The organism is Alteromonas abrolhosensis, from assembly GCF_001953635.1.
Taxonomy (GTDB): domain Bacteria; phylum Pseudomonadota; class Gammaproteobacteria; order Enterobacterales; family Alteromonadaceae; genus Alteromonas; species Alteromonas abrolhosensis.
Genome location: NZ_MEJH01000006.1, coordinates 243,560 through 266,892, shown reverse-complemented (window position 1 = coordinate 266,892; position 23,333 = coordinate 243,560). Strand labels below are relative to the sequence as shown.

The 23,333-nt window shown below is 43.2% G+C and carries 20 protein-coding genes and 1 pseudogene; 4 read left to right on the top strand and 17 right to left on the bottom strand.

The genetic code is table 11. The annotated features are described in order from the left end of the window. Position 1: 1 nt before the first annotated feature. The 13 genes and pseudogenes from BGK61_RS11465 to BGK61_RS19865 all read right to left on the bottom strand — a co-directional run bounded on the left by BGK61_RS11465 (position 2) and on the right by BGK61_RS19865 (position 13,626). Positions 2–505, bottom strand: a complete 504-nt coding sequence (locus BGK61_RS11465) for a chemotaxis protein CheW (protein WP_076012688.1) — start codon at positions 503–505, stop codon at positions 2–4. Further along, positions 502–2,463, bottom strand: coding sequence for a chemotaxis protein CheA (locus tag BGK61_RS11460; protein ID WP_076012687.1), 1,962 nt, complete (start codon positions 2,461–2,463; stop codon positions 502–504). The genes BGK61_RS11465 and BGK61_RS11460 overlap by 4 nt, the downstream gene beginning before the upstream one ends. A 38-nt stretch (positions 2,464–2,501) precedes the next feature. Continuing rightward, on the bottom strand, positions 2,502–2,867 hold the full coding sequence (locus BGK61_RS11455) for a response regulator (protein WP_014947941.1): 366 nt from the start codon (positions 2,865–2,867) through the stop codon (positions 2,502–2,504). Between the two features lie 66 nt (positions 2,868–2,933). Continuing rightward, positions 2,934–4,145: a methyl-accepting chemotaxis protein gene (locus BGK61_RS11450; RefSeq protein WP_076012686.1), complete on the bottom strand. Its 1,212-nt coding sequence runs from the start codon at positions 4,143–4,145 to the stop codon at positions 2,934–2,936. 202 nt (positions 4,146–4,347) lie between these two features. Then, the gene (locus BGK61_RS11445; RefSeq protein WP_076012685.1) at positions 4,348–5,394 is read right to left on the bottom strand and encodes a protein-glutamate methylesterase/protein-glutamine glutaminase; all 1,047 of its coding nucleotides are present in this window, start codon (positions 5,392–5,394) and stop codon (positions 4,348–4,350) included. Beyond that, positions 5,369–5,998 (bottom strand): chemoreceptor glutamine deamidase CheD, encoded by a 630-nt coding sequence (cheD, locus tag BGK61_RS11440; RefSeq protein ID WP_014997028.1) that lies wholly within the window; start codon positions 5,996–5,998, stop codon positions 5,369–5,371. The genes BGK61_RS11445 and cheD overlap by 26 nt, the downstream gene beginning before the upstream one ends. A 14-nt stretch (positions 5,999–6,012) precedes the next feature. Next, positions 6,013–6,843 carry a CheR family methyltransferase gene (locus tag BGK61_RS11435; protein WP_076012684.1) on the bottom strand — a complete coding sequence of 277 codons (831 nt, stop codon included), beginning with the start codon at positions 6,841–6,843 and terminating at the stop codon, positions 6,013–6,015. A 3-nt stretch (positions 6,844–6,846) separates the two neighbouring features. Next, positions 6,847–8,958 carry a methyl-accepting chemotaxis protein gene (locus tag BGK61_RS11430; RefSeq protein WP_476692326.1) on the bottom strand — a complete coding sequence of 704 codons (2,112 nt, stop codon included), beginning with the start codon at positions 8,956–8,958 and terminating at the stop codon, positions 6,847–6,849. A gap of 33 nt (positions 8,959–8,991) precedes the next feature. Then, positions 8,992–9,312: pseudogene (locus BGK61_RS19885) on the bottom strand (PAS domain-containing protein); the annotation flags it as partial. Between the two features lie 489 nt (positions 9,313–9,801). Then, the gene (locus BGK61_RS11425) at positions 9,802–10,305 is read right to left on the bottom strand and encodes a chemotaxis protein CheW (protein WP_014947935.1); all 504 of its coding nucleotides are present in this window, start codon (positions 10,303–10,305) and stop codon (positions 9,802–9,804) included. Continuing rightward, positions 10,302–12,494 (bottom strand): chemotaxis protein CheW, encoded by a 2,193-nt coding sequence (locus tag BGK61_RS11420; RefSeq protein WP_076011034.1) that lies wholly within the window; start codon positions 12,492–12,494, stop codon positions 10,302–10,304. The genes BGK61_RS11425 and BGK61_RS11420 overlap by 4 nt, the downstream gene beginning before the upstream one ends. Positions 12,495–12,531: 37 nt before the next feature. Beyond that, on the bottom strand, positions 12,532–12,897 hold the full coding sequence (locus BGK61_RS11415) for a response regulator (RefSeq protein ID WP_076011033.1): 366 nt from the start codon (positions 12,895–12,897) through the stop codon (positions 12,532–12,534). Between the two features lie 57 nt (positions 12,898–12,954). Further along, positions 12,955–13,626 (bottom strand): methyl-accepting chemotaxis protein, encoded by a 672-nt coding sequence (locus BGK61_RS19865; RefSeq protein ID WP_411454176.1) that lies wholly within the window; start codon positions 13,624–13,626, stop codon positions 12,955–12,957. A gap of 916 nt (positions 13,627–14,542) precedes the next feature. Between BGK61_RS19865 and BGK61_RS11405 the strand changes: the two genes are divergently transcribed. Beyond that, positions 14,543–15,256: an HAD family hydrolase gene (locus tag BGK61_RS11405; protein ID WP_234349441.1), complete on the top strand. Its 714-nt coding sequence runs from the start codon at positions 14,543–14,545 to the stop codon at positions 15,254–15,256. 180 nt (positions 15,257–15,436) lie between these two features. On the opposite strand, the gene BGK61_RS11400 is transcribed toward BGK61_RS11405, so the two are convergent. Continuing rightward, positions 15,437–15,892 (bottom strand): hypothetical protein, encoded by a 456-nt coding sequence (locus tag BGK61_RS11400; RefSeq protein ID WP_234349440.1) that lies wholly within the window; start codon positions 15,890–15,892, stop codon positions 15,437–15,439. 1,099 nt (positions 15,893–16,991) lie between these two features. Between BGK61_RS11400 and BGK61_RS11395 the strand changes: the two genes are divergently transcribed. Then, positions 16,992–18,113, top strand: coding sequence for a hypothetical protein (locus BGK61_RS11395; RefSeq protein ID WP_076011030.1), 1,122 nt, complete (start codon positions 16,992–16,994; stop codon positions 18,111–18,113). Continuing rightward, positions 18,113–19,879 carry a hypothetical protein gene (locus tag BGK61_RS11390; protein ID WP_076011029.1) on the top strand — a complete coding sequence of 589 codons (1,767 nt, stop codon included), beginning with the start codon at positions 18,113–18,115 and terminating at the stop codon, positions 19,877–19,879. Before BGK61_RS11395 ends, BGK61_RS11390 begins: the two co-directional genes overlap by 1 nt. A 230-nt stretch (positions 19,880–20,109) precedes the next feature. Here BGK61_RS11390 and BGK61_RS11385 read toward each other — a convergent pair whose 3' ends face one another. Beyond that, positions 20,110–20,478: a hypothetical protein gene (locus tag BGK61_RS11385; protein ID WP_076011028.1), complete on the bottom strand. Its 369-nt coding sequence runs from the start codon at positions 20,476–20,478 to the stop codon at positions 20,110–20,112. 919 nt (positions 20,479–21,397) lie between these two features. Between BGK61_RS11385 and BGK61_RS11380 the strand changes: the two genes are divergently transcribed. Next, the gene (locus BGK61_RS11380) at positions 21,398–22,264 is read left to right on the top strand and encodes a hypothetical protein (RefSeq protein WP_076011027.1); all 867 of its coding nucleotides are present in this window, start codon (positions 21,398–21,400) and stop codon (positions 22,262–22,264) included. Between the two features lie 48 nt (positions 22,265–22,312). Here BGK61_RS11380 and BGK61_RS11375 read toward each other — a convergent pair whose 3' ends face one another. Together BGK61_RS11375 and BGK61_RS11370 are read right to left on the bottom strand one after the other, a co-directional pair. Further along, positions 22,313–22,543, bottom strand: a complete 231-nt coding sequence (locus BGK61_RS11375; RefSeq protein WP_076011026.1) for a hypothetical protein — start codon at positions 22,541–22,543, stop codon at positions 22,313–22,315. A gap of 108 nt (positions 22,544–22,651) precedes the next feature. Then, on the bottom strand, positions 22,652–22,912 hold the full coding sequence (locus BGK61_RS11370; RefSeq protein WP_076011025.1) for a hypothetical protein: 261 nt from the start codon (positions 22,910–22,912) through the stop codon (positions 22,652–22,654). Positions 22,913–23,333: the final 421 nt, after the last annotated feature.

Genomic DNA, 23,333 nt, shown 5'->3' with positions numbered 1-23,333 from the left:
CTCAGCCCTCGACCGCTTGCGCTTTTGTTTCAACTAAACCCAATTCATTACTTGTAATTAAGCTTTCTATATTGACTAAAATAACCATGTGTTCATCGACATCCGCCAGACCGTGAAGGTATTTGCTATCAAACGCCACACCGAATTCAGGTGGCGGCAGCATGTCTTCTTCGGAAAGGCGAATAACGTCAGATACACCGTCTACCACAATGCCAACGATCCTCTCGTGAACGTTAAGCATAATGACGATCGTAAAATCGTTATAAGTGGCTTCACCCACCTTGAACTTAATGCGCAAATCCACGATGGGTACGATGTCGCCTCGAAGGTTAATTACGCCTTTAATGAAGCTTGGCGCGTTGGCTATTTTGGTTACTTGCTCATAACCGCGAATTTCTTTTACCGTGGTGATATCAAGGGCATAATGCTCCTCGCCCAAGACGAAGCTTAAAAATTCGTTCTCTTTCGACGCACTAACGGCTTGCTGTAGGACTGCTTCGCTCATAGTGAAACCTCTTCATTTGGAACATGAGTACAGGTGGAAGCCACTGAGTCTGCATCCAAAATCATGGCAACCTTGCCATCCCCCATGATGGTGGCGCCTGCAATCCCTGCTACTTTTTTGTAATGTTGCTCAAGGCTCTTAATTACGACTTGTTGTTGGCCCACAAGAGAATCTACCAGCACGCCGTAGCGCTTTTTACTGCTCTCTAGTAGCACGACAATGCCTTTAGTTGGTTCGGTTATACCGCCGTCTACCTGCATAAGCTGAGTAAGCGAAACCAGTGGCCAATACTGATCCCTAATCCACAATACTTTGTCGTTGCCTAGGGTTTTCAGTTGAGATGATGTGGGCTGAAATGACTCGATGACGTTAAGCAGTGGGATGACAAAAATCTGGTCGCCAACCGAGACGCACATGCCATCAACAATTGCCAGCGTGAGTGGTAAGTGGATATAAAAGGCAGAGCCCTCACCTTGCGAGGATTCTATTTCAATACGCCCGCCAATAGACTCTATGTTTCTGCGAACCACATCCATCCCAACGCCTCGACCTGACACATCGGTAACTTCTGCGGCGGTGGAAAAGCCCGCCTGGAATATTAGCTGCCAAATTTCACTATCTGGCATGTCAGGCGATACGGGTAGCCCGTTCTGGGTCGCCTTTTCTAGAATGCGTTCTTTGTTCAAGCCAGCGCCGTCATCAATAATGCCAATGATGATGCTACTGCCCTTTTGCTCGGCACTTAAGATAACAGTACCGTTCTCGGCTTTGCCACATGCTCTGCGCTTTTCAGGGCTTTCGATACCGTGGTCGATACTATTTCTGACTAAGTGCGTAAGTGGGTCGACCAGTTTTTCGATAAGGCTCTTATCAATTTCTGTGTTGCCACCTTGAATAACCAAATCGACTTTCTTGCCTAGCTTCGAAGACAGGTCGCGTACAACACGGGGAAAGCGATTGAACGTCATGTTTACCGGTAGCATACGCATAGACATGACAGACTCTTGAATTTCACGGGTATTGCGCTGCAACTCGTCTATGGCAAGCTGTAGGCGCTCTCCTACTTGCCCTTCAACTTCTTGGCCTACGTTGGAAAGCATAGATTGTGTGATTACCAGTTCACCAACCAAATTAACCATTGCATCAATTTTGGTAATGTCTACACGAATTGACGCGGCCTCTTTCGTCGCGGCTTTCGGTTTCGTTTTAACCGGTTTAACAATAGGTTGTTTGGGTGTGGCTTGTTGTGAAGTAGACTGAGTAACTTCTGGTTTTATGGGAAGTACGTCTGGTTCGAAGAAACCAAAACCCTCATCAACTTTGCCAGCGTCAGTATCCGCTTCACGTTGAGCTTGCGTCTCTGTTGATAGCGTTTCATCTTCGAACAGTCCAAAGCCTTCGATTTCATCTGCGCTATTTTGGCTTTGAGGAGTATCTAATGTGGTTTCATGGGATTCAGCCTCGTCTTCATCAAAGAATCCAAAACCTTCAATCTCATCACCTGCGTTAGCTTCACCTTGCACGCTTTGCTCACACTCCTCCTGCGCGTTTTGTGGCATTTGACCTGACGCACTTGCCAGAGTGTCTTCAAGTACCTTAATACTAGCGTCGATTTGTTCTTGGGGAAGGTCTGTTTGTTCTTTATAAGCTGATAACGTGTCCTTCAGCACATCTAGGGTTTGCAGAAAAACATCAACGATTTCCGCCGTAACCTGAATTTCCTGGTTTCGGGCTTTGTCGAGCAAATTCTCCATTACGTGAGTCAGATTCATCAACGCATCAAAACCGAAAATCCCACTGCCGCCTTTTATGGAGTGCGCCGCTCTAAAGATACTGTTCAGCTCTTCAGGGTCTGGCGCATCCACATCCAAAGTCATGAGCAACTGCTCCATATCTTGGAGATGCTCATCACTCTCATCAAAAAACACACCGTGAAATTGGTTTACATCAATGGTCATGACTGACTCCCATTTACCCTATTCGAATCGACTCTTAACTAGCCTAAAACGCGCTTCATCACATCGAGTAGCTTGTTGGGATCAAAAGGTTTCACCATCCAACCCGTTGCTCCCGCTGCTTTGCCTTTAGCTTTCATGTCATCACCTGCTTCTGTGGTAAGCATGACAATTGGCGTAGACTTAAAGTTAGCTAAACCTCGAAGTGATTTAATGAGCGTAAGTCCGTCCATTCGAGGCATGTTTTGATCGGTAAGCACGAAGTCAAAACGTGCGCCTTGGCATTTGTCCAACGCATCTTGACCATCTTGTGCCGTTGTAACGTTATAGTTCGCCGACTTAAGGGTCATCTCTACCATCTGGCGAATAGACACAGAGTCGTCCACAATCAGTATGCTTTTGCTCATAACTCAATCACCTATAAAAATGTCAGGGTTAATCACACAAGGTTGTGTAACTATTTATTCTTGCTGTTAAAAAAGTTCTACGTCACCCGCGTCCATCGACGTCGCCGAAACAGGGTTGTGGTCGGCTTGTCCTTTCTCGGTTAGCGAAGTCTGATAGTTGGCTAGGTTTTCTTTTACTTTCGCCGCCGTATCGGGGCTGAGTTCTGAAAGCTGTAACACTATGAAATCGATGATTTCGCGGGTGTATGTGAGGTTCTGGCCGTTTATGTCACCAAACTGCAAGCCGCGAATGGCCGCCGCTGTTGCATCTGCCAACTGCTGACGAATTGCTTCAAGTTCGCTTGCGCCTTGAATATCCGCTTCGGCTTTTTTGATAATGCCTTTAAGTTGCTCGCTTATCGCATCTTTTGCATTCACCACGTGAGAAATGTCCTGTGACGCCACAACTTCTGCGGTCTCAGTCAATTTATCGATAAGCGATTTTATGTTCTCTATTTGCGTTTTGATTACGTCGCTAAACTGGGTAGAGCGAGTAGATAACGCACGTACTTCGTCGGCAACTACAGCAAAACCGCGACCCGCTTCACCGGCTCGCGCGGCTTCAATGGCTGCGTTTAGCGCCAACAGATTGGTCTGAGAAGAAATATCATCAATACCACTTAAGGCTTCGATAACAGTAGGCATAGCCTGCTGAATGGTTTGCACTTGAGTCTCTAACGCTCTTGTAGAGTTGGTCATTTCAGTTGTTGAGGCGATAAACTGCGTTAGTGTGGTATCGGTATCAGAAGCAAAAGTGCGCATTTTGTCGGCATAGGCACAATCACTATTATCGTCATCTTTTATCAGATTATTGATACTCGTTTCTTGCTGCCCCAGAAGGGTTTGGAGCGAAATAAACGAGTCGCTTAATGTGGCAACCGCGTCATTTTGTGTTGAGAATATATCCGCAAGATTTAATGAGGTAACGGTGAGTATGCTGCTGGCCTCAGACACTGCTACATCCATTGATTCATTAGCTAATGAAGCGTGGTCTGGGTATGAAACCTGTTGATTTGATTGGCTTGCACTACTACCTGCATGAGCCTGATTACCATGAGTCACTTTGAGAAGGACAAAGAGCAAAAATAGGACGCAAACAGAACTGACAGCAAGGCCGAGGTGCGCTATAGACGTAAAAGCCAGACTCCAACTCGCCAACATCATAAGAAACGCGATAATAAAAGCGTTGCTCTTGTTAGAGAAAAAATTATCCAAGTAACTTGCTGCTATGGCGACCACAATCGTACCTCAATTGTTACTACCGCGTTAACGGATGTACAAAACACGATCAAATTATGGCCAAGATTCCAGCTTCAACAATTATACTTTTGAATATTTTTGTTAACTTATTACATTGGTGACATTTGCGACACATCAATATTACTAGAGCGCTAAGATAGAACCATACAATAGTTCGGCACTTTGGTTTTTTGTATCAATGTTAAAGGCGCGAGCCCGCTCCCAGTTCTTCAAGCGTATCCAAAATTGCATCTGAAATATCTTCTAACGGCTTGATAAAACTAGCGGCTTTCATTTCTACAGCCACTTTGGGCATACCATAAACAACGCAGGTTTTCTCATCCTGACAAAAGGTAACGGAACCTTTGGTGTGCATATTCTTAAGGCCTTGCGCCCCATCGCGCCCCATACCGGTAAGCAGCACACCCACCGCGTTTGCGCCAGCATGCTCAGCCAATGAATCAAACATAACGTCAACAGAGGGCTTGTGCCCAGATACCTTGGGCCCATCATCAAGGGTTAAACGGTAATCTGCGCCACTGCGTTCTACTTTCAAATGCTTATTACCTGGCGCTAAATACGCAAAACCCGGCAACAAACGTTCACCTCCATGGGCTTCTCTAACGGTTATCTCACAAAGGCTATCGAGCCGCTTGGCATAGGTGGTGGTAAAGCCCGGCGGCATGTGTTGGGAAATAATGGTAGCTGGTGCATTGCGAGGAAAATGCATGATCACGTCTTTTATTGCTTCGGTTCCCCCAGTTGATGCGCCTATACCAATTAGTTTTTCGGTGCCGGTATAGCGCATGGAAGCATGTTTTGTGCAACGTGTTTGGGTTGGTTGGCCCAGTCTTGAGTGAGCGGCGGCCTTTATCTTTTCAACGATAACCGCTGCATATTCCGCCATGCCTTGCGCCACACCTAGCTTTGGCTTTGCCATAAAATCTACCGCGCCAAGCTCCAACGCACGCAATGTTGCATCGGCACCTCGTTCAGTCAGCGTAGATATCATTACAACTGGGGTTGGCATCGCCTTCATCATTACTTCTAAAAAACGTAGCCCGTCTACCTTCGGCATCTCTATGTCTAGAGTAATAACATCCGGCCTGAACTCTTGTACCATTCGCTTTGCAACATAGGCGTCTGGCGCCGCCCCCACCAGTGATAAGTTAGGATCACGCGTGATAATTTCTGACAGGATTTGGCGTATTAACGCAGAGTCATCAACTACGAGGACTTTTATAGGCATGTGACTGTTCCGAAAAAGAAATAACACCAGTTTTGGCTTGTTCAGAGAGTAACACCCGATGGGTTGATTCACGCTCGTAAAGCGTGGCATTGTTAAACTCACGAATTCGCTTCATGTAAACATTGCCGTCGGCCGGAAAGTAATAAATTTTGCGTGCATAGGTAGACATTAAGTCGCTACTAATTAGCGGTATATTTGCGTTATCCAGATATTCCAAAACGAATTCAGCGTTGACTCGACCAATGTCCTGCTGCACAAATCCAGGCAGTACCTTCCCCCCTCCAAACGCTTTAGCCACGAGCTTATTGCGACGAGCGCCAAGGTGAACAAGCTGATCGATTAACATGTTCATGGCATGTACACCGTACTTTGTGGCTAAGCAAGCGTCGAGGTTCGTGGTGAAGTTGAGATCGGGCAACATAAAGTGATTCATACCGCCAATCTTCTTTTCCTGGTCGAAAATACACGCAGCCACACAAGAGCCCAAGATGGTTACTAACGCTTTATCTGAAGCGGTGGCGTAATACTGTCCCGGCAAGAGTTTCACGGCCTCTTTTTGAAGGCGGTTGTCAAAATAACGAATGGGATTTTCATCCTGACTCATACTGCAAATTCCTTTTAACCGACTGGCCGATAAATGGTTTTCCCCATGGGTGCGACCAGTTCAGGATACATCGTGAAGTTTTCAGAATGTCCTGCTACATACATACCGTCACTACACATCAATTTCACCATGCGCGCTAAAATTTTACGCTGCGTAGGGCGATCGAAATAAATCATGACATTACGGCAAAAAATCACATCTACCGGCGCATCCACACACCAGTTTGGTGACATTAAATTTAGTGGTTCGAACTGCACCATTTTTCTCAGTTCATCCACTACCCTTACTCTTCCTGTTTGTGCGCCTTTCCCCCTGTAGAAAAATTGTGTTTTATAGTCATAAGACAACTGACTAATACTGTTTTGGGCGTACACACCGTCACGGGCTTTTTGTAATACTTTGCTGTCGATATCTGTGGCAAGAATATGTATATCGGGAGTAAAGGTGCCAAACACCGATGCCACTGTCATTGCAATGCTGTAAGGCTCTTCTCCTGTACTGCTTGCAGCGCACCAGATGCGCTTAGTTTGAGGCCGCTTTCTCAGGTAGTTGGCAAGTGCGTCAAAGTGATGAGGCTCTCTGAAAAACGCTGTAAGGTTTGTAGTGAGCGCATTGATAAAGTGCTCCATCTCATCTTTACAGCTGCCTACGTACGTTAGGTATTCCTTGAAGCTGTTTATCTCAAGGGTGCGCAGCCGCCTGGCAAGGCGGCTGTATACCATCGCATCTTTAGAATCAGATAAGTTAATTCCAGCTTGTTTAAACAGCAGGCTTTTTACCCGTTCAAAGTCTCTTCGGCTATATGAAAATTCCCTTTGAGCGTCCGTGCTTGGTATAGCGGTCATACACTAAAACGCCTCCCAATCTGACTCGTCGGGCGCAGCTGGATTCAGCGCTTTCATTCGCTGTTTAGGCACTTCACGTTCTTTAGGTAATGCTTTGCTGCCATTGAGCGACTGCATCTCAGCGGCTTGGCTAGGTTTACGGTTACTTCCTACCTTAAACACCGACACCCTTTGCGCTAATTCGCCCGATTGCTGTCTCATGCTATCCGCAGCCGCCGCAGCCTGTTCCACCAGCGCAGCGTTCTGCTGCGTCATTTCGTCCATCTGAACCACTGCATTACTGACTTCTTGAATTCCGGTGGCTTGCTCAGACGATGCCGCAGCAATTTCTGACATGATGTCGTTAACACGTTTAATTGCCGTGACAATGTTAGCCATGGTTTCCCCAGACTTGTTTACTAACACATTGCCATCACCAATTTTGTCCACTGAAGCAGAAATTAACGCCTTAATATCTTTTGCTGCCTCTGCAGAACGCTGCGCTAGCGTTCTCACCTCAGAGGCGACGACAGCAAATCCACGGCCTTGCTCGCCAGCTCGTGCGGCTTCAACCGCCGCGTTAAGGGCAAGTATATTGGTTTGAAAGGCAATGCCGTCTATAACACCGATAATGTCTGAAATGCGCTGAGCAGAGTCGTTAATTTCACCCATGGTGTGCACGACTTGCTCTATAACCTTACCGCCCTCCGACGCCACTTCCGAAGCTTGGCTTGCCAAACCTTTGGCTTGGTCGGCATTTTCTGCGTTTAACTTCACCGTACCGGTTAGCTCTTCCATTGCGGACGCCGTTTCTTCTAAACTTGAAGCTTGCTGTTCAGTACGACTAGACAAGTCTGCATTACCCGTAGCTATTTCATTTGAAGCGGTATCTATAGTTTCAACGGCAGTGTGTATTTGAATTATTGTGTCGCGCAACTCACCGATGAAGTTGTTGATAGATTCGCCGAGCACTTTGAAATCACCTTCCAAAGGCTCTTCTATCGTTTTCAGTAAATCGCCGTCTGTTAGGCTGGCCATAATAGACTTAATACTTTCTACTGCTAACGTTCTTCCCGTTACGTCTGTAGCGTATTTCACTACTCTAAATGGCTTGCCATTTTGGTCTAAAATTGGGTTGTAAGAGGCTTGAATGTAAACTGGTTTACCTGACTTATTGAAGCGCTTATATTCTCCGCTAGCATACACACCATGACGCAGCTGTTCCCAGAATGCGGCATACTCTGGGCTGTTTTTGAAAGCGGGGTCCACAAAAATACTGTGATGCTTACCTTTCACTTCATCAAGGGTATAACCCATCGCGGCGAGGAAGTTGCTGTTGGCGTTTAAGATCACTCCCTCAAGATCAAATTCGATGACAGCTTGAGACTTACTAATAGCGTTCAACTGGCCTTCAAAGTAAGCATTTTTCAATTTGTCTTCGGTGATATTGGTCGCGTATTTCACCACTCTAAAAGGATTGCCATTCATGTCTTCTATAGGGTTGTAAGAAGCCTGTATCCAAACGGCTTTGCCTGCTTTGCTTATACGCTTAAACTCTCCAGAGAAGAAGTTTCCTGCTTTAAGTTCAGACCAAAAGCGCTGGTACGACTCAGACTGTCTGGTTTCCTCATCTACAAATATTTGGTGATGCTTCCCTTTGATTTCATCTAGTCGATAACCCATGGTATTGAGGAAGTTATCGTTGGCGCTAATGATGGTGCCATCCACGTCAAACTCTATAACCGCCTGCGATTTACTGATTGCGTTGATTTGACCTTCGAAATACGCATTTTTCAATTTATCTTGCGTTATATCGGTGGCGAACTTCACCACTTTGAATGGCTTGCCCGAGCTGTCAATTATGGGGTTGTAAGACGCGCGGATCCATACTTCTCTTCCGCCTTTTGCAATGCGCTTATATTCACCCTCACTGTGCTCCCCTGCTTTTAAGCTTTGCCAAAAAGCTGCATATTCAGCACTTAACTTATAGCTTGGGTCGACAAACATACTATGATGCTGCCCTTTGATTTCCGATAAGCTGTAACCCATTGCAGCGAGGAAGTTTTCATTGGCATCAAGAATGTGCCCCTCAAGGTCAAACTCAATGACAGCCTGGGATTTATTAATGGCGGTAATCTGCCCTTCGTAATCTGCATTTTTCTGCTTTTGCGCAGTAATGTCAGAGGCAAATTTAATGATGTAGTCTACCTCACCGTTGTCATCAAACACTGGGTTATAGGTTGCTTGAATCCACACCTCTTCGCCTTGCTTGTTTATTCTGCAAAACTCTCCGCTGTGTACATCGCCCCTTTTAAGCTTTTGCCAAAACTGTTTGTATTCGTCGCTTTGTGCATAGTTACTGTCGACAAAAATACGATGATGCTTTCCCACCACCTCACTTTCGCTGTAACCCATAGCAGATAAAAAGTTGTCGTTGGCTGACAAGATTTCACCATCTGTAGTAAAGGAAATCACTGCTTGGCTTCGCATAATGGCATCGACCATACCTTTATTGCGTTTATTTTCAGTGTTGTCCTGCCACTCGGTGACATAAAGCTGAGTGCCGTTTTCATCTACCGTTATGACTGATGACGTGACACAAAAACCATGTTCGGCGAGAGAAACAAGTTGCTTGTGACCTCCAGAAGCATGAGCAAGCGAATAAGACACATTTTCTGATGGGTTGGATCCATTAGTAATGTCGTCTATGTGCTTGCCTGAAAGTGATGATTCACCATCACTGACGGAAAAATCCTTTGGATAGGCTTTTGCCATGCTCAAAAAAGCGGGAGTGTAAAAGTGAATAACTCCAGACTTGTCGATAACCAACAAATTTGAAGCACTGGCCTTAAGAATGCTCGACTTCAAAAGCGCGTCGTGCTTCGCTACTTTTAACTCTTCGCCGTTAAGAAAATTAAATACGCCCATAACTAATATTTCCCAATGTCAGGTGTTTCCGTTTAGTGAAGGACCTTGTTACTACGCGTCGTCTTTTACGCTTTCAGGTGCGACTAAACCCAGCTCTTCGCTGGTAATTAAGCTTTCTATGTTCACCAGAATGACCATATTTTCATCCACATCGGCCAAGCCATGTAGATACCTGCTGTCAAAAGCCACGCCAAACTCTGGTGGCGGTAGTACTTGTTCTTCAGACAAGCGAATAACATCGGATACGCCATCTACCACGATGCCAACGATGCGCTCTTGAATATTCAGCATTATCACTATTGTGAAATCGTTATACGTGGCTTCGCCTACATTAAACTTAATGCGCAAATCCACGATGGGAACAATGTCACCACGCAAATTAATCACGCCTTTTATGAAGGCGGGTGCGTTCGCAATTTTGGTAACTTGTTCATACCCTCTAATCTCCTTAACTGTAGTTATGTCCAAAGCGTAATGCTCATCGCCAAGTACAAAACTTAAGTATTCCTTGTCTTGTCCACCGGTAACCGCTTGATGCAAGGCAGTTTCACTCATGAAAGTAACTCCTCTATTTGACTGGAGGTATACGTTGTAGCGATGGAGTCTGCATCGATGATGAGTGCGACTTTACCGTCACCCATAATGGTTGCTCCCGCTATTCCAGCCACTTTTCGGTAATGCTCTTCTAAGCTCTTAATCACTACCTGTTGCTGGCCAACTAGTGCATCAACCAGAATACCGAAACGCTTCTTGCTGCTTTCAAGCAACACCACAATACCTTCTGTAGGAGAAAGTGCTGCTCCCTCTACTTCCATAAAGTCGTAAAGAGGAACCAACGGCCAGTATTGGTCACGGATGTACAGCACGGTATCGTTACCCAATGTTTTCAGTTGCTGCTTGGTGGGCTGGAAGGATTCAATAATATTTAAAAGTGGGATCACGAAGATTTGCTTACCCACCGACACACACATGCCATCAACGATGGCTAGTGTAAGCGGCAAGTGAATGAAAAAGGCTGAGCCTTCTCCAGCGCTCGACTCGATATCGATGCGCCCGCCAATTGACTCGATATTACGACGCACCACGTCCATACCAACTCCTCTTCCTGACACATCGGTAATGGCTTCAGCAGTTGAAAACCCAGGTTGGAATATAAGCTGCCATACTTCTGAATCAGGCATATCATCAGATACGGCAAGCCCGTTACTTCGCGCTTTATCAAGAATTTTGTCGCGGTGTAAACCGCCGCCATCATCAATAATGCTAATAATAATGCTGCCGCCTTTCTGCTCGGCACTTAGAATAACCGTGCCCTTCTCTGGCTTGCCGGCAGCAGCGCGTTTTTCAGGTGTTTCAATTCCGTGATCAATACTGTTGCGCACCAAGTGAGTAAGGGGGTCGACAATTTTTTCAATCAAGCTTTTATCAATCTCGGTACTTCCACCCTGAAGCACCAGCTCAACCTGTTTGCCCAACTTGCCTGCCAAGTCTCTTACTAAACGAGGGAAGCGATTAAAGGTTGCGGTTAGTGGAAGCATGCGCATCGACATGACCGATTCTTGAATTTCCCGCGTGTTTCGCTGCAGTTCATCGATAGCAAGCTGAAGTCGCTCGCCAACTTGCCCTTCAACGTCTTGCCCTATCATGGAAAGCATTGACTGGGTGATAACCAGTTCGCCAACTAAATTGACCATGGCATCAATTTTAGTGGTGTCTACCCGGATAGAGGCCGATTCACGGGCGGTGCTTTTTTTCGCTGGCGGCTTTGATGGCGTTTTGGCTTGTGTTGACGTGGGGGCAGCGCCACTTGTTGGTGCTTTAATACTGCTAGATGTTGTCGCTGTATTCGATGGAGTATTGGCGCTTTGTGCGTTGTTACCACTCGCAGATTCTAGAGAAGTATTAATATTGCTAGCTGAAGGTGCGTCTTCAAAAAAGCCAAAACCCTGATGTTCTTCGGCCTTTGTAGTGCCCGCCACAGGAGAACCAGACTTATCCGTTTGGGACATGTCGGTAGTATTTAGTGTCTCCTCATCATCGAAGAACCCAAAACCCTCATCCTCTTTTACTGACTTTTGAGTAGACGTCTCTTGAGTGAGGTTGCTCTCATCCAGTGCGTCGTCAAAGAAACCGAAGCCTTCATCGTCTTCACTATTGCTTTGGATTGTTTCCTCTTGGCTAACTTCGTTAAGCGGCTCGTCGTCGAAAAAGCCGAAACTATCGTCAGAGTCTGAAGCAGGATCACCGGGCTCATCATCGAAAAATCCGAAGCTATCATCTTGTAGACTTTCGTTTTGCGTATTCTCACTTTGGACAGATGGAGCACCACTAGAGTCAGAGGCAGTATCAGTGGTTTGCCCGTTAATTACCTCATTAAGTATTTTGATTCGCTGCGCAATGCTGTCTTCTGGAACCGGCGTTTCATCGCGATAAGCATTGAGCGTGTCTTTCAACACATCGAGGGTTTCTAAAAGCACGTTTACAATATCAGCGGTAATGCTGAGTTCATTGTTACGCGCTTTATCTAGCAAATTCTCCATCACATGCGTTAAGTTCATCAACGCATCAAAGCCGAAAATGCCACTGCCACCTTTAATAGAATGGGCAGCACGGAAAATGCTATTTAGCTCCTCAGGATCAGGTGACTCAATATCTAAGCTCATCAATAGCTGTTCCATATCGTCGAGATGCTCGTCGCTCTCGTCGAAAAACACGCCATGAAACTGTTCTATATCGATGCTCATTCCGAATCCTTCCAGATTTTAGGAGTGGGAGGGCGACTTAGCCTAACACGCGCTTCGTTACATCAAGAAGCTTGTTGGGATCGAAAGGTTTTACCATCCAGCCTGTAGCGCCTGCGGCTTTTCCCTTCGCTTTCATATCGTCGCCTGCTTCAGTGGTAAGCATTACGACTGGCGTTCTGCTGTAAGCCCCAAGGTCTCGCAAATTTTTGATAAGCGTAAGGCCGTCCATTCGAGGCATATTTTGGTCGGTTAATACGAAATTGAATTGCTGACTTTTACATTTATCTAACGCTTCCTGACCATCTTGGGCCGTCGTTACGGTATAGCCCGCCCCTTTGAGGGTCATCTCTACCATCTGACGAATAGATACTGAATCGTCTACCACTAAAATGTGTTTGCTCATATGCTCACTTCTCCAAAGTATGTCATTACTGACGGTGCTTCCTATTCCTTTCTTAGCTTAGAACAATTCCACTTCCCCTGCGTCCATTGACGTTGCAGACACTGGGTTGTGATCATTTTTTCCTTTCGCAGCGAGCCCTTTTTGGTACTCGTTTAATGCGCTTATAAAATTCTCGATATTGTTGGCATCTAACGTGGCCAACTGCTCTAAAATGAACTTGATCATTTCTTGGGTGTACTGAATGTGTTGGCCGTTAATGTCACCGAATTGCATACCCCGAATGGCCGCGTTTATCGACTCATCAAGTTGCAAACCTATGTCTTCAATTTGCTTTGTAGTTACAAGGTCAGCCTCTGCCTTTTTGATAATTTCTGAAAGCTGCTCGCTGATATGTGACTTCGCATTTACCACCTGAGATATATCTTGCGACGCAACAAACTCTGCAGTATCGGTAAGCTTATCTACCAAGCTTCTTATATTTTCGACCTGAGTTTTGATGACATCGCTGAACTGAGTAGATCGAGTCGATAGCGCTCTCACTTCATCTGCGACTACAGCAAAGCCTCGGCCTGCCTCTCCTGCTCGCGCCGCCTCTATAGCTGCGTTCAAGGCAAGTAAATTTGTTTGAGCTGCAATGTCATCAATACCACTTAGGGCTTCAATTACCGTTGGCATGGCTTGCTGAATGGTTTGAACTTGCTCCATTAAATGCTTCGTCGATGACGACATTTGCTCTGTGGATTCTATAAATTGCGTTAGCGTTCCATCGGTTTCGCGAGCGAAGTTGCGCATTCGATCCGAATACGACTGCGTATGCGCTTCATCCACGCTAAGTAAGTCTTCAATGCACTCAGTTTGCTGAGAAACTAGACCTTTTAAGCTACTAAAAGCGTGGGAAAGTGTTTCTACTGCATCATCCTGCGTCGATTTAATATCCGATAAATTGCCGTCGCAGGTGCTCAGCGATATGCTTAGCCCCTGACTAACGGCCTCCAAATCTGCGCTGCCTTTTCCAGCTCCATCTTCCGCGCCGTCGTCTGCCGGATATATCTCTTCACTTTCACTGTTACTTTTTGCATGAATAAGTGCACAAACAACAATGGCGCCGGTTAGGACGGCTAGGGCAGCAAGTGCCGAGACTAAAAAATACAGCGCCCAGGAAGCGATAACCCCAATGCCAGAAATAGCGAAAATGCTTTTCACAGCGCTTTGCTGATTTGAAGATGTGTTGTTAGCTGACAAAAAACTCTCCTTGAGAATTACACACGGCTAAGCACCACCTCAAATGTCACGCTACCCAAAATCAACGAGGGCAACGAATGAAGCAACACGCTTCTCGCCATTATTAGCCACCGGAAAACTTCACTGAATTCCGCGCCAAAGGTGATAGGCCGAAAACTATCTCTTACAAACACAATGTCACAACGCGTTCTCCTTCAAAGAGTAACAACGTTATATTTCGCTGTGTTTTTACATATGAAGTAAGCGTAGTACCCATTTTGAAAAGTAGGCAAGAACATGCATAAGTTTTTTATTAAAAAAGCGTTTTTGGGCTTTAATTGCGCCTAAAAAGCGCTAACTTGAACTTATCGCGCTTATTTTCAGAGTATTTGGCGTAATTCAACTATGCGACAAGTACGCGACTATGCAGGTTGCTCTTTCTGAAATCGAAACATTCATGTGCGACTATGGTGCACATCACTCCCTAGTAATTTATCCACACATGCCATTAATTATTTTTGATTTCGACAACTGCTTAGCACCGGGCAATAGTGTAGGTGAAGACATATTGCTACCTCTATTCGATGTCATCGAGTCAGATAAGAGTAACGATTTAACTCCCTCTATGAGACAAGAAATGCGTCTGGATTTTTGGCGTAAACCTTTGGACTATATTGTTGAAAAATATAAGTTATCTGAGCATTCAAAATCTGCGAGTTATGCGTACTTTTCGCAGTTGAGTATTGCGCACCCTATTGAAGGCTATAAAGACACTCATTTAGTTAATGCATTTGAAGGGGTGAAGCTACTTGTAACTTCTGGATTCCAAAAATTTCAACATTCGAAAATTCGCCAATTGGGCGTTGAAGGTGCTTTTGAACACATTTACTACGATGACCCAGGTAACCCGCCTAGAAAAGGCAAAGCATTCTACTTCGACATCATAGTCAAAAAATATAATACAGCTCCGAGTGAGGTATGGGTTATTGGAGACAGTGAGGAGTCAGAAATTAGTGCGGGTAATAGTTTAGGTATGAAAACGGTTCAGATACTTCGACCGGGCGTTAAAAAGTCAACAAAGGCACAATTCCATGTGTCTTCGCTTCAAGAGTTTTTAAGTTTGGTACAGATGTCTTAGCGCTTGTGTGTTCGTCATCATCAATGACTTGAGGTGTTAATTGGCCTTTCAGCCCCGCTTCATGCTGCTTAATATTGGAAGCTATCTGTTCATTTCGATTTCATCGATAAGCCCCACTAGGGGGCATTATCATGCCCAAATTCATCTATATCGTGAATCCATTTATTTGAGGCCGGTCAATTACGGATCCAAACTATCAGCATCAGGCAAAGGGGTGTATTTGTATCCAGTCAATACCCAAACTCCATTCAAATAAGTGTAAGTCCACTCCCTGGTTCCATCAGCTCTAGTCTGTTTGACTGTTTGCTTATCACCTTCTTTCGGTGCTGGATCAGGATTTGGGACACTGTTAAAGGTTTCAAAAGCACTTTCGGCTCCTTTATTGGACTTTCCGACACCCGTACAGAAATGTTTCTTACTTATCAAAGTATAAGGTTCGTTAAGGTCGAAAGTGTTAGTGCTAATTGCTTCATACATTGCATCAATCAGTTCAGAACTGAGAGTAGGGTTGCCTTTTTCCTCTACTACTTCAGTACTACAAACCGTTTTTGCTAAGGTAGAACCGGAAAATACAATAGATGAAACCACGAAGAATGTTAAATAAGCACCTAATTTAAATACAATTGGCGACTTCACACGTACTCGATGGCTTTTATTCGATAACAGAAAACTATGAATATACTTAAGCATTGTAATTAAACTCCCTTTTAATTTAAATTGTGAATGTCCACAACTAAAGCCTAGTCGTACCCCATGCAAAACGCAAAACGCAAAACGCAAAACGCAAAACGCATTAAATCAAACCTCGACGATTAAGTGCATGAAATTACTTAGATTAAAAGTCAATAAGTGCACCGCTCGCTAAATTAAGTACCCTTTCGTATGCATTAACGCAGAATTTGGCATAACTGGATGGTTAGAGCACTAAAGAAAGAACTTTTATCAGAATAGTTTTTGGAAAAACCGGATTTGATTGAAAATTTGGGACTGGTTGGCCGAGATCAAAAAAGCCCTCGCATTTCTGCAAGGGCTTAAATGATGGTGCCTCGACCCGGGATTGTAACGCGCGGCGCAGCCGCAGGGGCACGTTAGCGTGTGCCTGTGTTTTTCAACCGCCGAGATCAAAAAAGCCCTCGCATTTCTGCAAGGGCTTAAATGATGGTGCCTCGACCCGGGATCGAACCAGGGACACGCGGATTTTCAATCCCTACAAGCCTTGTAGCAATGATGCCACCTATTGATTTTAGCGGCCTGTAGCGCCGCTTCCCTGTGACAAAATGCTGTAACAAAGCGAAAAATCGTCACACCTATTCTTAGTCGGATAGTGCAAAAATCCTTGTTAACTATGAGCTTTGACTGTTAAGCCAAAGCATAACAGAAATGTAATTTCCAAAGTTCAGTAAGATGCAATAACTCATATCTAGGCTACAGTTGAAAAAAGCAAGTTGAAGTAAAGTTACGTCTGGCACACTATTGTCAATTCCAGCCATACTAAAGCTAATATAGACGAATGGCTGCGCTCTCTCCTCATTCTCTAATTTAAATCAACGGAATGATAACCGCTATGGGATATGAGTTTGACCTAAAGTATGTAAAACTGTTTTTTATAAAAGGACATAGAAGCAAAACCTGCTCCCCTACAATGAGCAACTTAAGTGACAATATGTCAAAAAGTTTAAGGAAAAATGGCATTGTGTGACAAGAATGCTATGAAGGTTTTGATTAAGGTGAAGCTTTGAGTAAAAGAAAAAAATCAGCTAACTCAGGTATAGATGCTTTATTGGGATTCGAGTTTCAGCGCAATTGTGCGTTGTACTTGCTCCTAGACCAATATCATCGATTCAGTGGGAGAGAGTTCTTTCTGAGTATAGAGCATCATGACGATTTCCTATTTTGCTATAGAACAGATTGTCGCAGCAATATTGAAGAAGTGCATTCCTATCAAGCCAAAAAACTCTCCGGCAAGGTATGGGCTATAGATAAACGTTTCTCTGAGATAATAGCTAAGATGCTAGAAGTTGGAAACGATCTGCGAAACGACCCAGCACCTAAATGCCAAAACTATACTCATGAGCTTACGTTTATATCCAATTCCGACATTGAACTTAAATTCACGCCTAATCAGCAAGAAAAAGATGACGGAAAAAAGGAAATAACAATCCTGCTTAACGAGCAAAACTGTAAGCGTAAATACGACTCTTTCCCTCACGAAATTAAGGAAAAAATTACCAAGAAAGTAAACGGTTTATGCGACAAGGAAGAAATTACTTTTCATAAACATGAACTCGACAACCTGCATATTCAGTGGGTAGATTTTCCACGAACAAAGAGGGCACAAAAAGATTGCCTGGTCGGGCTAATGAGGAGGAAATTTCCACATGTATCAGATTCTTTTGCGGCCGTTGAATTACTTCTTAGTCTGTTTAGGGAAGTTGAAGCCATTTACAACCAAGGCAAAGTTATTACTTTACTTGACAGTTCAAAGAGGGTTGAGGGCGATGAAATCAGGAAAGCGATTGATGTTATTGAAACGGAACAAAAGACATTCAAGCTGTGGAGAGATCACTCAACAGAACTAGCGCGTAGGTTTCGAGTTCCTATAGGTATCCAAAATAATTACGAAAACTATATTAAGAACACATTTGAACTTCTCAAGGACATGATGAATAACGAACATCAGATAATAAAAAGCTTTGTTAGGGACAATGACTACTCTATGAGTTATTACAGCCATGAGGAAATGTTTGAAGCGTACGTTTCGGATATTAAAAGTAAAAATAGCATCAATCTAAACGATATTGATATTTTCTTCTCTACTTTATGCGCATTTGTAGAGCACCACGGAAAGGCCTTGTAATGAACCATACAATTACGTTTAAAAAATTATTTGTAAGCTCGAAATCGCATAATTGTTGCTTCAGTAATGAATTTTCACCTGGTGTAAATATAATCAGTGGACGCAACACATCAGGTAAAAGCTCTTTGATCCTGAGTCTTATGTTCACGTTTGGAGTTAATGACGTCAGAGAAAGTTTAGAAGAAATTCTGTTATATGAACCGACGTTCAGAGTAGATTTTACGAAGAAAGTAGGTGATATTGAGGAATATTACGCTATTGTCAGGGACTCAAAATCCATCTATGTCAAAGAGCCAAGCGGAAAGGTAGTTTCTTTCCATGGAATAGATGCAGATAACAGTGTTGAGCACATCAGACTGAAGGATTACATAAGAAAATTGGTTGGATTTTCGCTTATTCTTGAGCAAAAAGGAGAGCTAAAATCGGCTCCGCTTGAAAGCATGTTTTTACCATATTATATTTCTCAATCTGTAGGCTGGGTATATTTGCGTGAGTCATTCTCTAATCTCCAATATTACAAGGGATTTAAAGACGACTATTTAGATTATTACCTAGGTATAAGTAATAGATTTGATCGCTTGGAGCATAGAAGGTTAACGAAGGAAAAAGATCGACTAACTGCTGAATTAAATAATCTCAAACGATACACTAAGAAAGCAGAATTTCAGTTTTCTAATTTGGTTGACGAAGCGTTTGGCGAGCAAGCAGAAGCCTATATTGAAAACTACGTTTTAAAGGCAAATTTATTAGAGGAAGAAAGGAACAAGTACATAAAGCTTTGTAATGAATTTTCTCTATTACAAAATCATCATAGAATTCTGAAAAGAACTAAAAGTAATATCAAAAAACAGAGTTACAACGATGTTGATCGTTGCCCAGCCTGCACGCAGGTTCTGTCATACTCACTTGAAGGCTTGTACAGCTACTATCAAAAATATAATGACACTTTAGAACTTGAGTCGCACATTACAGATAAGCTAATAGATAAAAAGTCTAAGATAAATTCGTCTAAGAAAAAAGCGACGGCAATCGAGAACGAAATTTTTAATGATTATGGCGTACTTCTGGACAAAAACGTCGAAGGAGTAACGTTTCAACAGTGGGTAGAAAATAAAGCAAATATTACACTATATAAAAGGATGCAAGCCGATATTGAGCAATTAGAAAGAGATTTAGAAGACGTTAAACTTTCTCTTGGCTCTATGGTTACTGAACAAGAAACCATGTTTTCACGAAGAAGTAAGGAAAAGGCATTCAAGAAGATATTCACAGAGTATACATCACAGTTAAACCTTAGGCCTTTGACTGATTCTCGATATTTAGATTTGTACAAAATACATTCTTTCCCACGTCAAGGTGTTGAACTTCACAAAACCGTTATGGCTTATCATTTTGCTTTAAATGCCATGATAGCGAAATCGAAAACAGCCCATAGACTACCATTCTTGCTTGACGCCATTCTCAAGGAGGATATAGATGAGACTAACTTGGAGACTATTCTGTCATTTATTGCGAATAATCTGCCAAGTGATACTCAGACGTTTCTGTCTATATCTGAGCATGTTAAAGAGCCTAGTGATGAAGAAAGTGAAGAAATAAAACCTATCGAAAAAGTCAGAGTTAAAGACGTTCAAAACGCTTACTTTCCGACTAATTCAAAGCTGTTTTACGTAGGAGCAGGAAAATTTGAGCGTAGCTTTTTATCTCAACCATTAGAAAATTATCAAGAACTTTATGAAGAAACCATTGATATAACTATAATCTAAATGAAGAACTGAAGTGTACTAGCTCAGACCTGAGCTGACAGTTGCCATTTTTTAGTGCCCATGTCAGATTAGATTTGAGCTAAGTTTTTCCCATCTGTCCACATAAATAACAAAAACTAACCGCCAGCCTTCATATACTTCTCTACTAACCTTTCAAAAGAAGGTGTTAGCCAGATAGCCAAAGCCGCTAGCATCAATAACACTAGTAAGGCTAATTGAAATACAGTCATCTACCAGTCTCCGTCAAATCCTGACAGGTCATTAATTCCAAAATCGTCAAAACCATTATCAATAGACGTTGTGTCTGTCATCCAGTCGGTGTCAGAATGGATATCACATCCGACTAACACATCAGTATCTATAAAACTAATATCGAGAGTGGTATCCACACCTAGGTAGTCTGACATATCAGTGCCGCGTGGATTTCCTTCTACGTCGATAACACCAGGACAACCTTTTACTCCACTAGGTAAAAGCGGTAACCCTGTTGCCTCATTGATTCCAGGTGCGTCACACCCGCTCTCATCGAGAGCTGAAGAATTAGCCTCTTCACTACTATATGAGCAGTGTTCGAATAATTGATAACTTAGTAATGACATTGTGCTGTCCTCTTGTTTATTAATCAGCACAAAATTACGTTAATGAAAAATAACCCTAATGCAAACCCTTTCCTTTTAACGTCCATCAGCATAGCTGTGGTATAGCAATTCATTGGTAAATTAAAGATGTCGAGTCTTCGTTCTAAGAGCGTTAGTCGCTACGCAAAACTAGTCAGCTCTCAGTTGCTGAAACCCTGGTACATTTTTAATTCATATCACTTGCCTATTCATTTTTTTACTGATTAAAGTTTGCGGCTTCTACTTAAGAAGTCGGACTCGACATGAATATTCTCACTCAAAAAAGTTTTTTAAATAAAATCTGATTATGCTTGGAAAGCATGAATTACTAGCTGCAAAGCAAAGTGATAGCACCAAACTAAAAGTTTGTGTGCAAAAAAGCAGTTGTGAAACAACTCAATAGCTCGCGCAGAAAGACAATTGCGAAGCACATTTTCTTTTGAAGCTGGCGCATGTTCGCAGTTGCGAACTACCCCCTATTTTGTTTTGCCCTAGCAAAATTTGATGAATAGGGCGAAAGCGCTATGAATCAAACCCCTTGCCGCAAGCAACGCTAGCGCAACGAATAGCCGTGTATGAAATACATAGATATGAGAGGAAAAATGGGGGGTAGTGCGCAGCACGGGAACATGCGCCTCAAGCGTTGGTGCTAGACGCGAATGCGTCGTAGAGTCGCTGCGTTGACGAACGTCAACATCAGCAGCGGCGGGCACTATAAGCGCTTCTCTCACAACGAACGTTGTGAGCTTCTCTTTTTCTGGTGGGTTGAAAACAAGGAACAGCGGTGGGTGTTTGAGAGTTTAAGAAACTCCCAGTTAAAAACCCGAAAAAGATCCTTAAACACTTAAACTTTGCGTTTGCTGTTCCTTTGTAGTTTCTCAATTAATAAATAAGGAACACAATGATGAATACTAATACACCTTCCCTAGACACCGAACACCAAAAATACTTCAACCTTGATATGAGATTTCACAAAAGTACGAATCCCGTTCTTAGAGGACGGCAAAAAAAGTATTTAGCGTTACTGCTCGCCGCTAGGCATAGTTTTGTATCTGCCATTACATGTGAAGCAATATGGCAGATTAAGCGGCACAAAGTTTTGGAGTCTCTAAATAGAATAGTGAAAGAAGGATTTCTATCAATTGCAGAAACAGACAGGGCAGCAGATGGGCGCATATATGTACTAACTCATTCAGGTGCTAGGTTTGCGTCAGACTTGATGCGGATAGACATCCCTTTCCGCTCTGCACAAGAACCCATCACCCAAGTGAATCAAAATGCAATTATGCACGACTCTATTATGAGTTTTGTACTAAGCCTAGGATTGCAAAATCAAACAAAGGATGGCACCCCAAAACCTCTTTGGGATGGCTATTTAACTGAACTTGAATTTAAGCGTATTCACAGTTTATCAAACATAAAAAATGTCGATGCGCTGGTACAGCTAGCCAATGGCGAGGTGGCGGCTGTTGAACTAGAAGCGTCATTTAAGCGGAAGCAGCAACACGAAAAAACGTTACTGAAATTGCGTGATGCAATGCTAGGTGAAAATAGACTTTACGATAAAGTCTTCATTATTCCCTGCTCTCAAAAGATTAATAACGACACACAACGCTTTCACAAACAACTGTTTGAGGAGATGCCTCATCGTTATGATCGTAAAACGAAACAGCCTCTACTAAGTGAAACTGATGCCAATAAACTCCAAGAAAAAATCATCTATAGAACAAAATTTATTGACCCAATAGAACAGACATTTTATCGATAATCTATTGTCGGAAAAAAAAGAGCACCTAGCGGTGCTCTCAATATTTTTTTAATGATACTTTTTACGAAGCCGTACCTCTTGAAGGTATATCGCGAGAGCGAACAGATATATTAGAAATATATATAGCGCTCCATCAATACCCACGAACGGGTAAGAGCTATGCGCTTCAAACCCAGTGATTATTTGAACTATCCAAATTACAAAAATTACGTCCCCTATACTCATCAAAAATTTAGTCATCATGTCTAATACCATGACGACGATTTGTTGCTTAGTCATTTGTCCTCCTAAGTTGCTTATGACCCGCATAAATAACTAAGAACGACTCATGGTAACTTTCGTGGAACGAGAAAACGGGCATAGAATGCCCGTTAGTAAAAAGTCGCTTTAATCGTCTGCCATAAACCGCAGTACAATAACTGCTGACAGTGAGAAAAATAACGACGCAGCAATACACACCCAGTTGTAGTAAAAATACTCATTTAACTCAAAATCTGCTTCAGCAGCAGGCTTCCAATCTAGTAATACAGCGACTATCTCATGCCAAAAAGGAAACAGTGCAAACGCGAGGAATATATATCCTAGCGACATGCTATTTTTTGAGAATTTAATAAGTGTGTTAAAAGCTATTTCTTTCGTGATCTTCATGTTGATACCCTTAGTTAGTCCTAAAGATATCTAGGCTCGTAAGGGGGAAATTTTTTGCACAAAAGAAAAAAGCAGGCATTAAAACGCCTGCTTTCTATTTTTTAGCTCTGCTAGTATCAACCATGATTATAGGCAGCGCATTCGTGACTATAACCAAACCAGAGTGCCTAGCGCTGGCTCTTCTACACAGTTAATCTCACGTTAAGTGATTTACAGCAACTGCTGGATTTCCTAATGTGGGCTTCCAATCATTGTTCCAGCCGCTAGGACGGCTAGTGATAGCATTTAGCGAAGTGGTCGTGAGCATTCCTCGTCAGTATAATTTAGGCTTCAGTATTCAATAGCGTCTAGCCAAGGAAAATATAAAAGTTCGTTTTTCAGAACCATTGCCATTGACTAAAATGGTTACAAATACCATACT

Excerpts from the sequence above, each read along its gene's own strand:
- BGK61_RS11465 (WP_076012688.1), bottom strand. The coding sequence starts at position 505 with ATGAGCGAAGCAGTCCTACAGCAAGCCGTTAGTGCGTCGAAAGAGAAC.
- BGK61_RS11460 (WP_076012687.1), bottom strand. The coding sequence starts at position 2,463 with ATGACCATTGATGTAAACCAATTTCACGGTGTGTTTTTTGATGAGAGT.
- BGK61_RS11455 (WP_014947941.1), bottom strand. The coding sequence starts at position 2,867 with ATGAGCAAAAGCATACTGATTGTGGACGACTCTGTGTCTATTCGCCAG.
- BGK61_RS11445 (WP_076012685.1), bottom strand. The coding sequence starts at position 5,394 with ATGCCTATAAAAGTCCTCGTAGTTGATGACTCTGCGTTAATACGCCAA.
- cheD (WP_014997028.1), bottom strand. The coding sequence starts at position 5,998 with ATGAGTCAGGATGAAAATCCCATTCGTTATTTTGACAACCGCCTTCAA.
- BGK61_RS11435 (WP_076012684.1), bottom strand. The coding sequence starts at position 6,843 with ATGACCGCTATACCAAGCACGGACGCTCAAAGGGAATTTTCATATAGC.
- BGK61_RS11425 (WP_014947935.1), bottom strand. The coding sequence starts at position 10,305 with ATGAGTGAAACTGCCTTGCATCAAGCGGTTACCGGTGGACAAGACAAG.
- BGK61_RS11420 (WP_076011034.1), bottom strand. The coding sequence starts at position 12,494 with ATGAGCATCGATATAGAACAGTTTCATGGCGTGTTTTTCGACGAGAGC.
- BGK61_RS11415 (WP_076011033.1), bottom strand. The coding sequence starts at position 12,897 with ATGAGCAAACACATTTTAGTGGTAGACGATTCAGTATCTATTCGTCAG.
- BGK61_RS19865 (WP_411454176.1), bottom strand. The coding sequence starts at position 13,626 with ATGTCGTCATCGACGAAGCATTTAATGGAGCAAGTTCAAACCATTCAG.
- BGK61_RS11405 (WP_234349441.1), top strand. The coding sequence starts at position 14,543 with ATGCAGGTTGCTCTTTCTGAAATCGAAACATTCATGTGCGACTATGGT.
- BGK61_RS11390 (WP_076011029.1), top strand. The coding sequence starts at position 18,113 with ATGAACCATACAATTACGTTTAAAAAATTATTTGTAAGCTCGAAATCG.
- BGK61_RS11385 (WP_076011028.1), bottom strand. The coding sequence starts at position 20,478 with ATGTCATTACTAAGTTATCAATTATTCGAACACTGCTCATATAGTAGT.
- BGK61_RS11380 (WP_076011027.1), top strand. The coding sequence starts at position 21,398 with ATGATGAATACTAATACACCTTCCCTAGACACCGAACACCAAAAATAC.
- BGK61_RS11375 (WP_076011026.1), bottom strand. The coding sequence starts at position 22,543 with ATGACTAAGCAACAAATCGTCGTCATGGTATTAGACATGATGACTAAA.
- BGK61_RS11370 (WP_076011025.1), bottom strand. The coding sequence starts at position 22,912 with ATGAAGATCACGAAAGAAATAGCTTTTAACACACTTATTAAATTCTCA.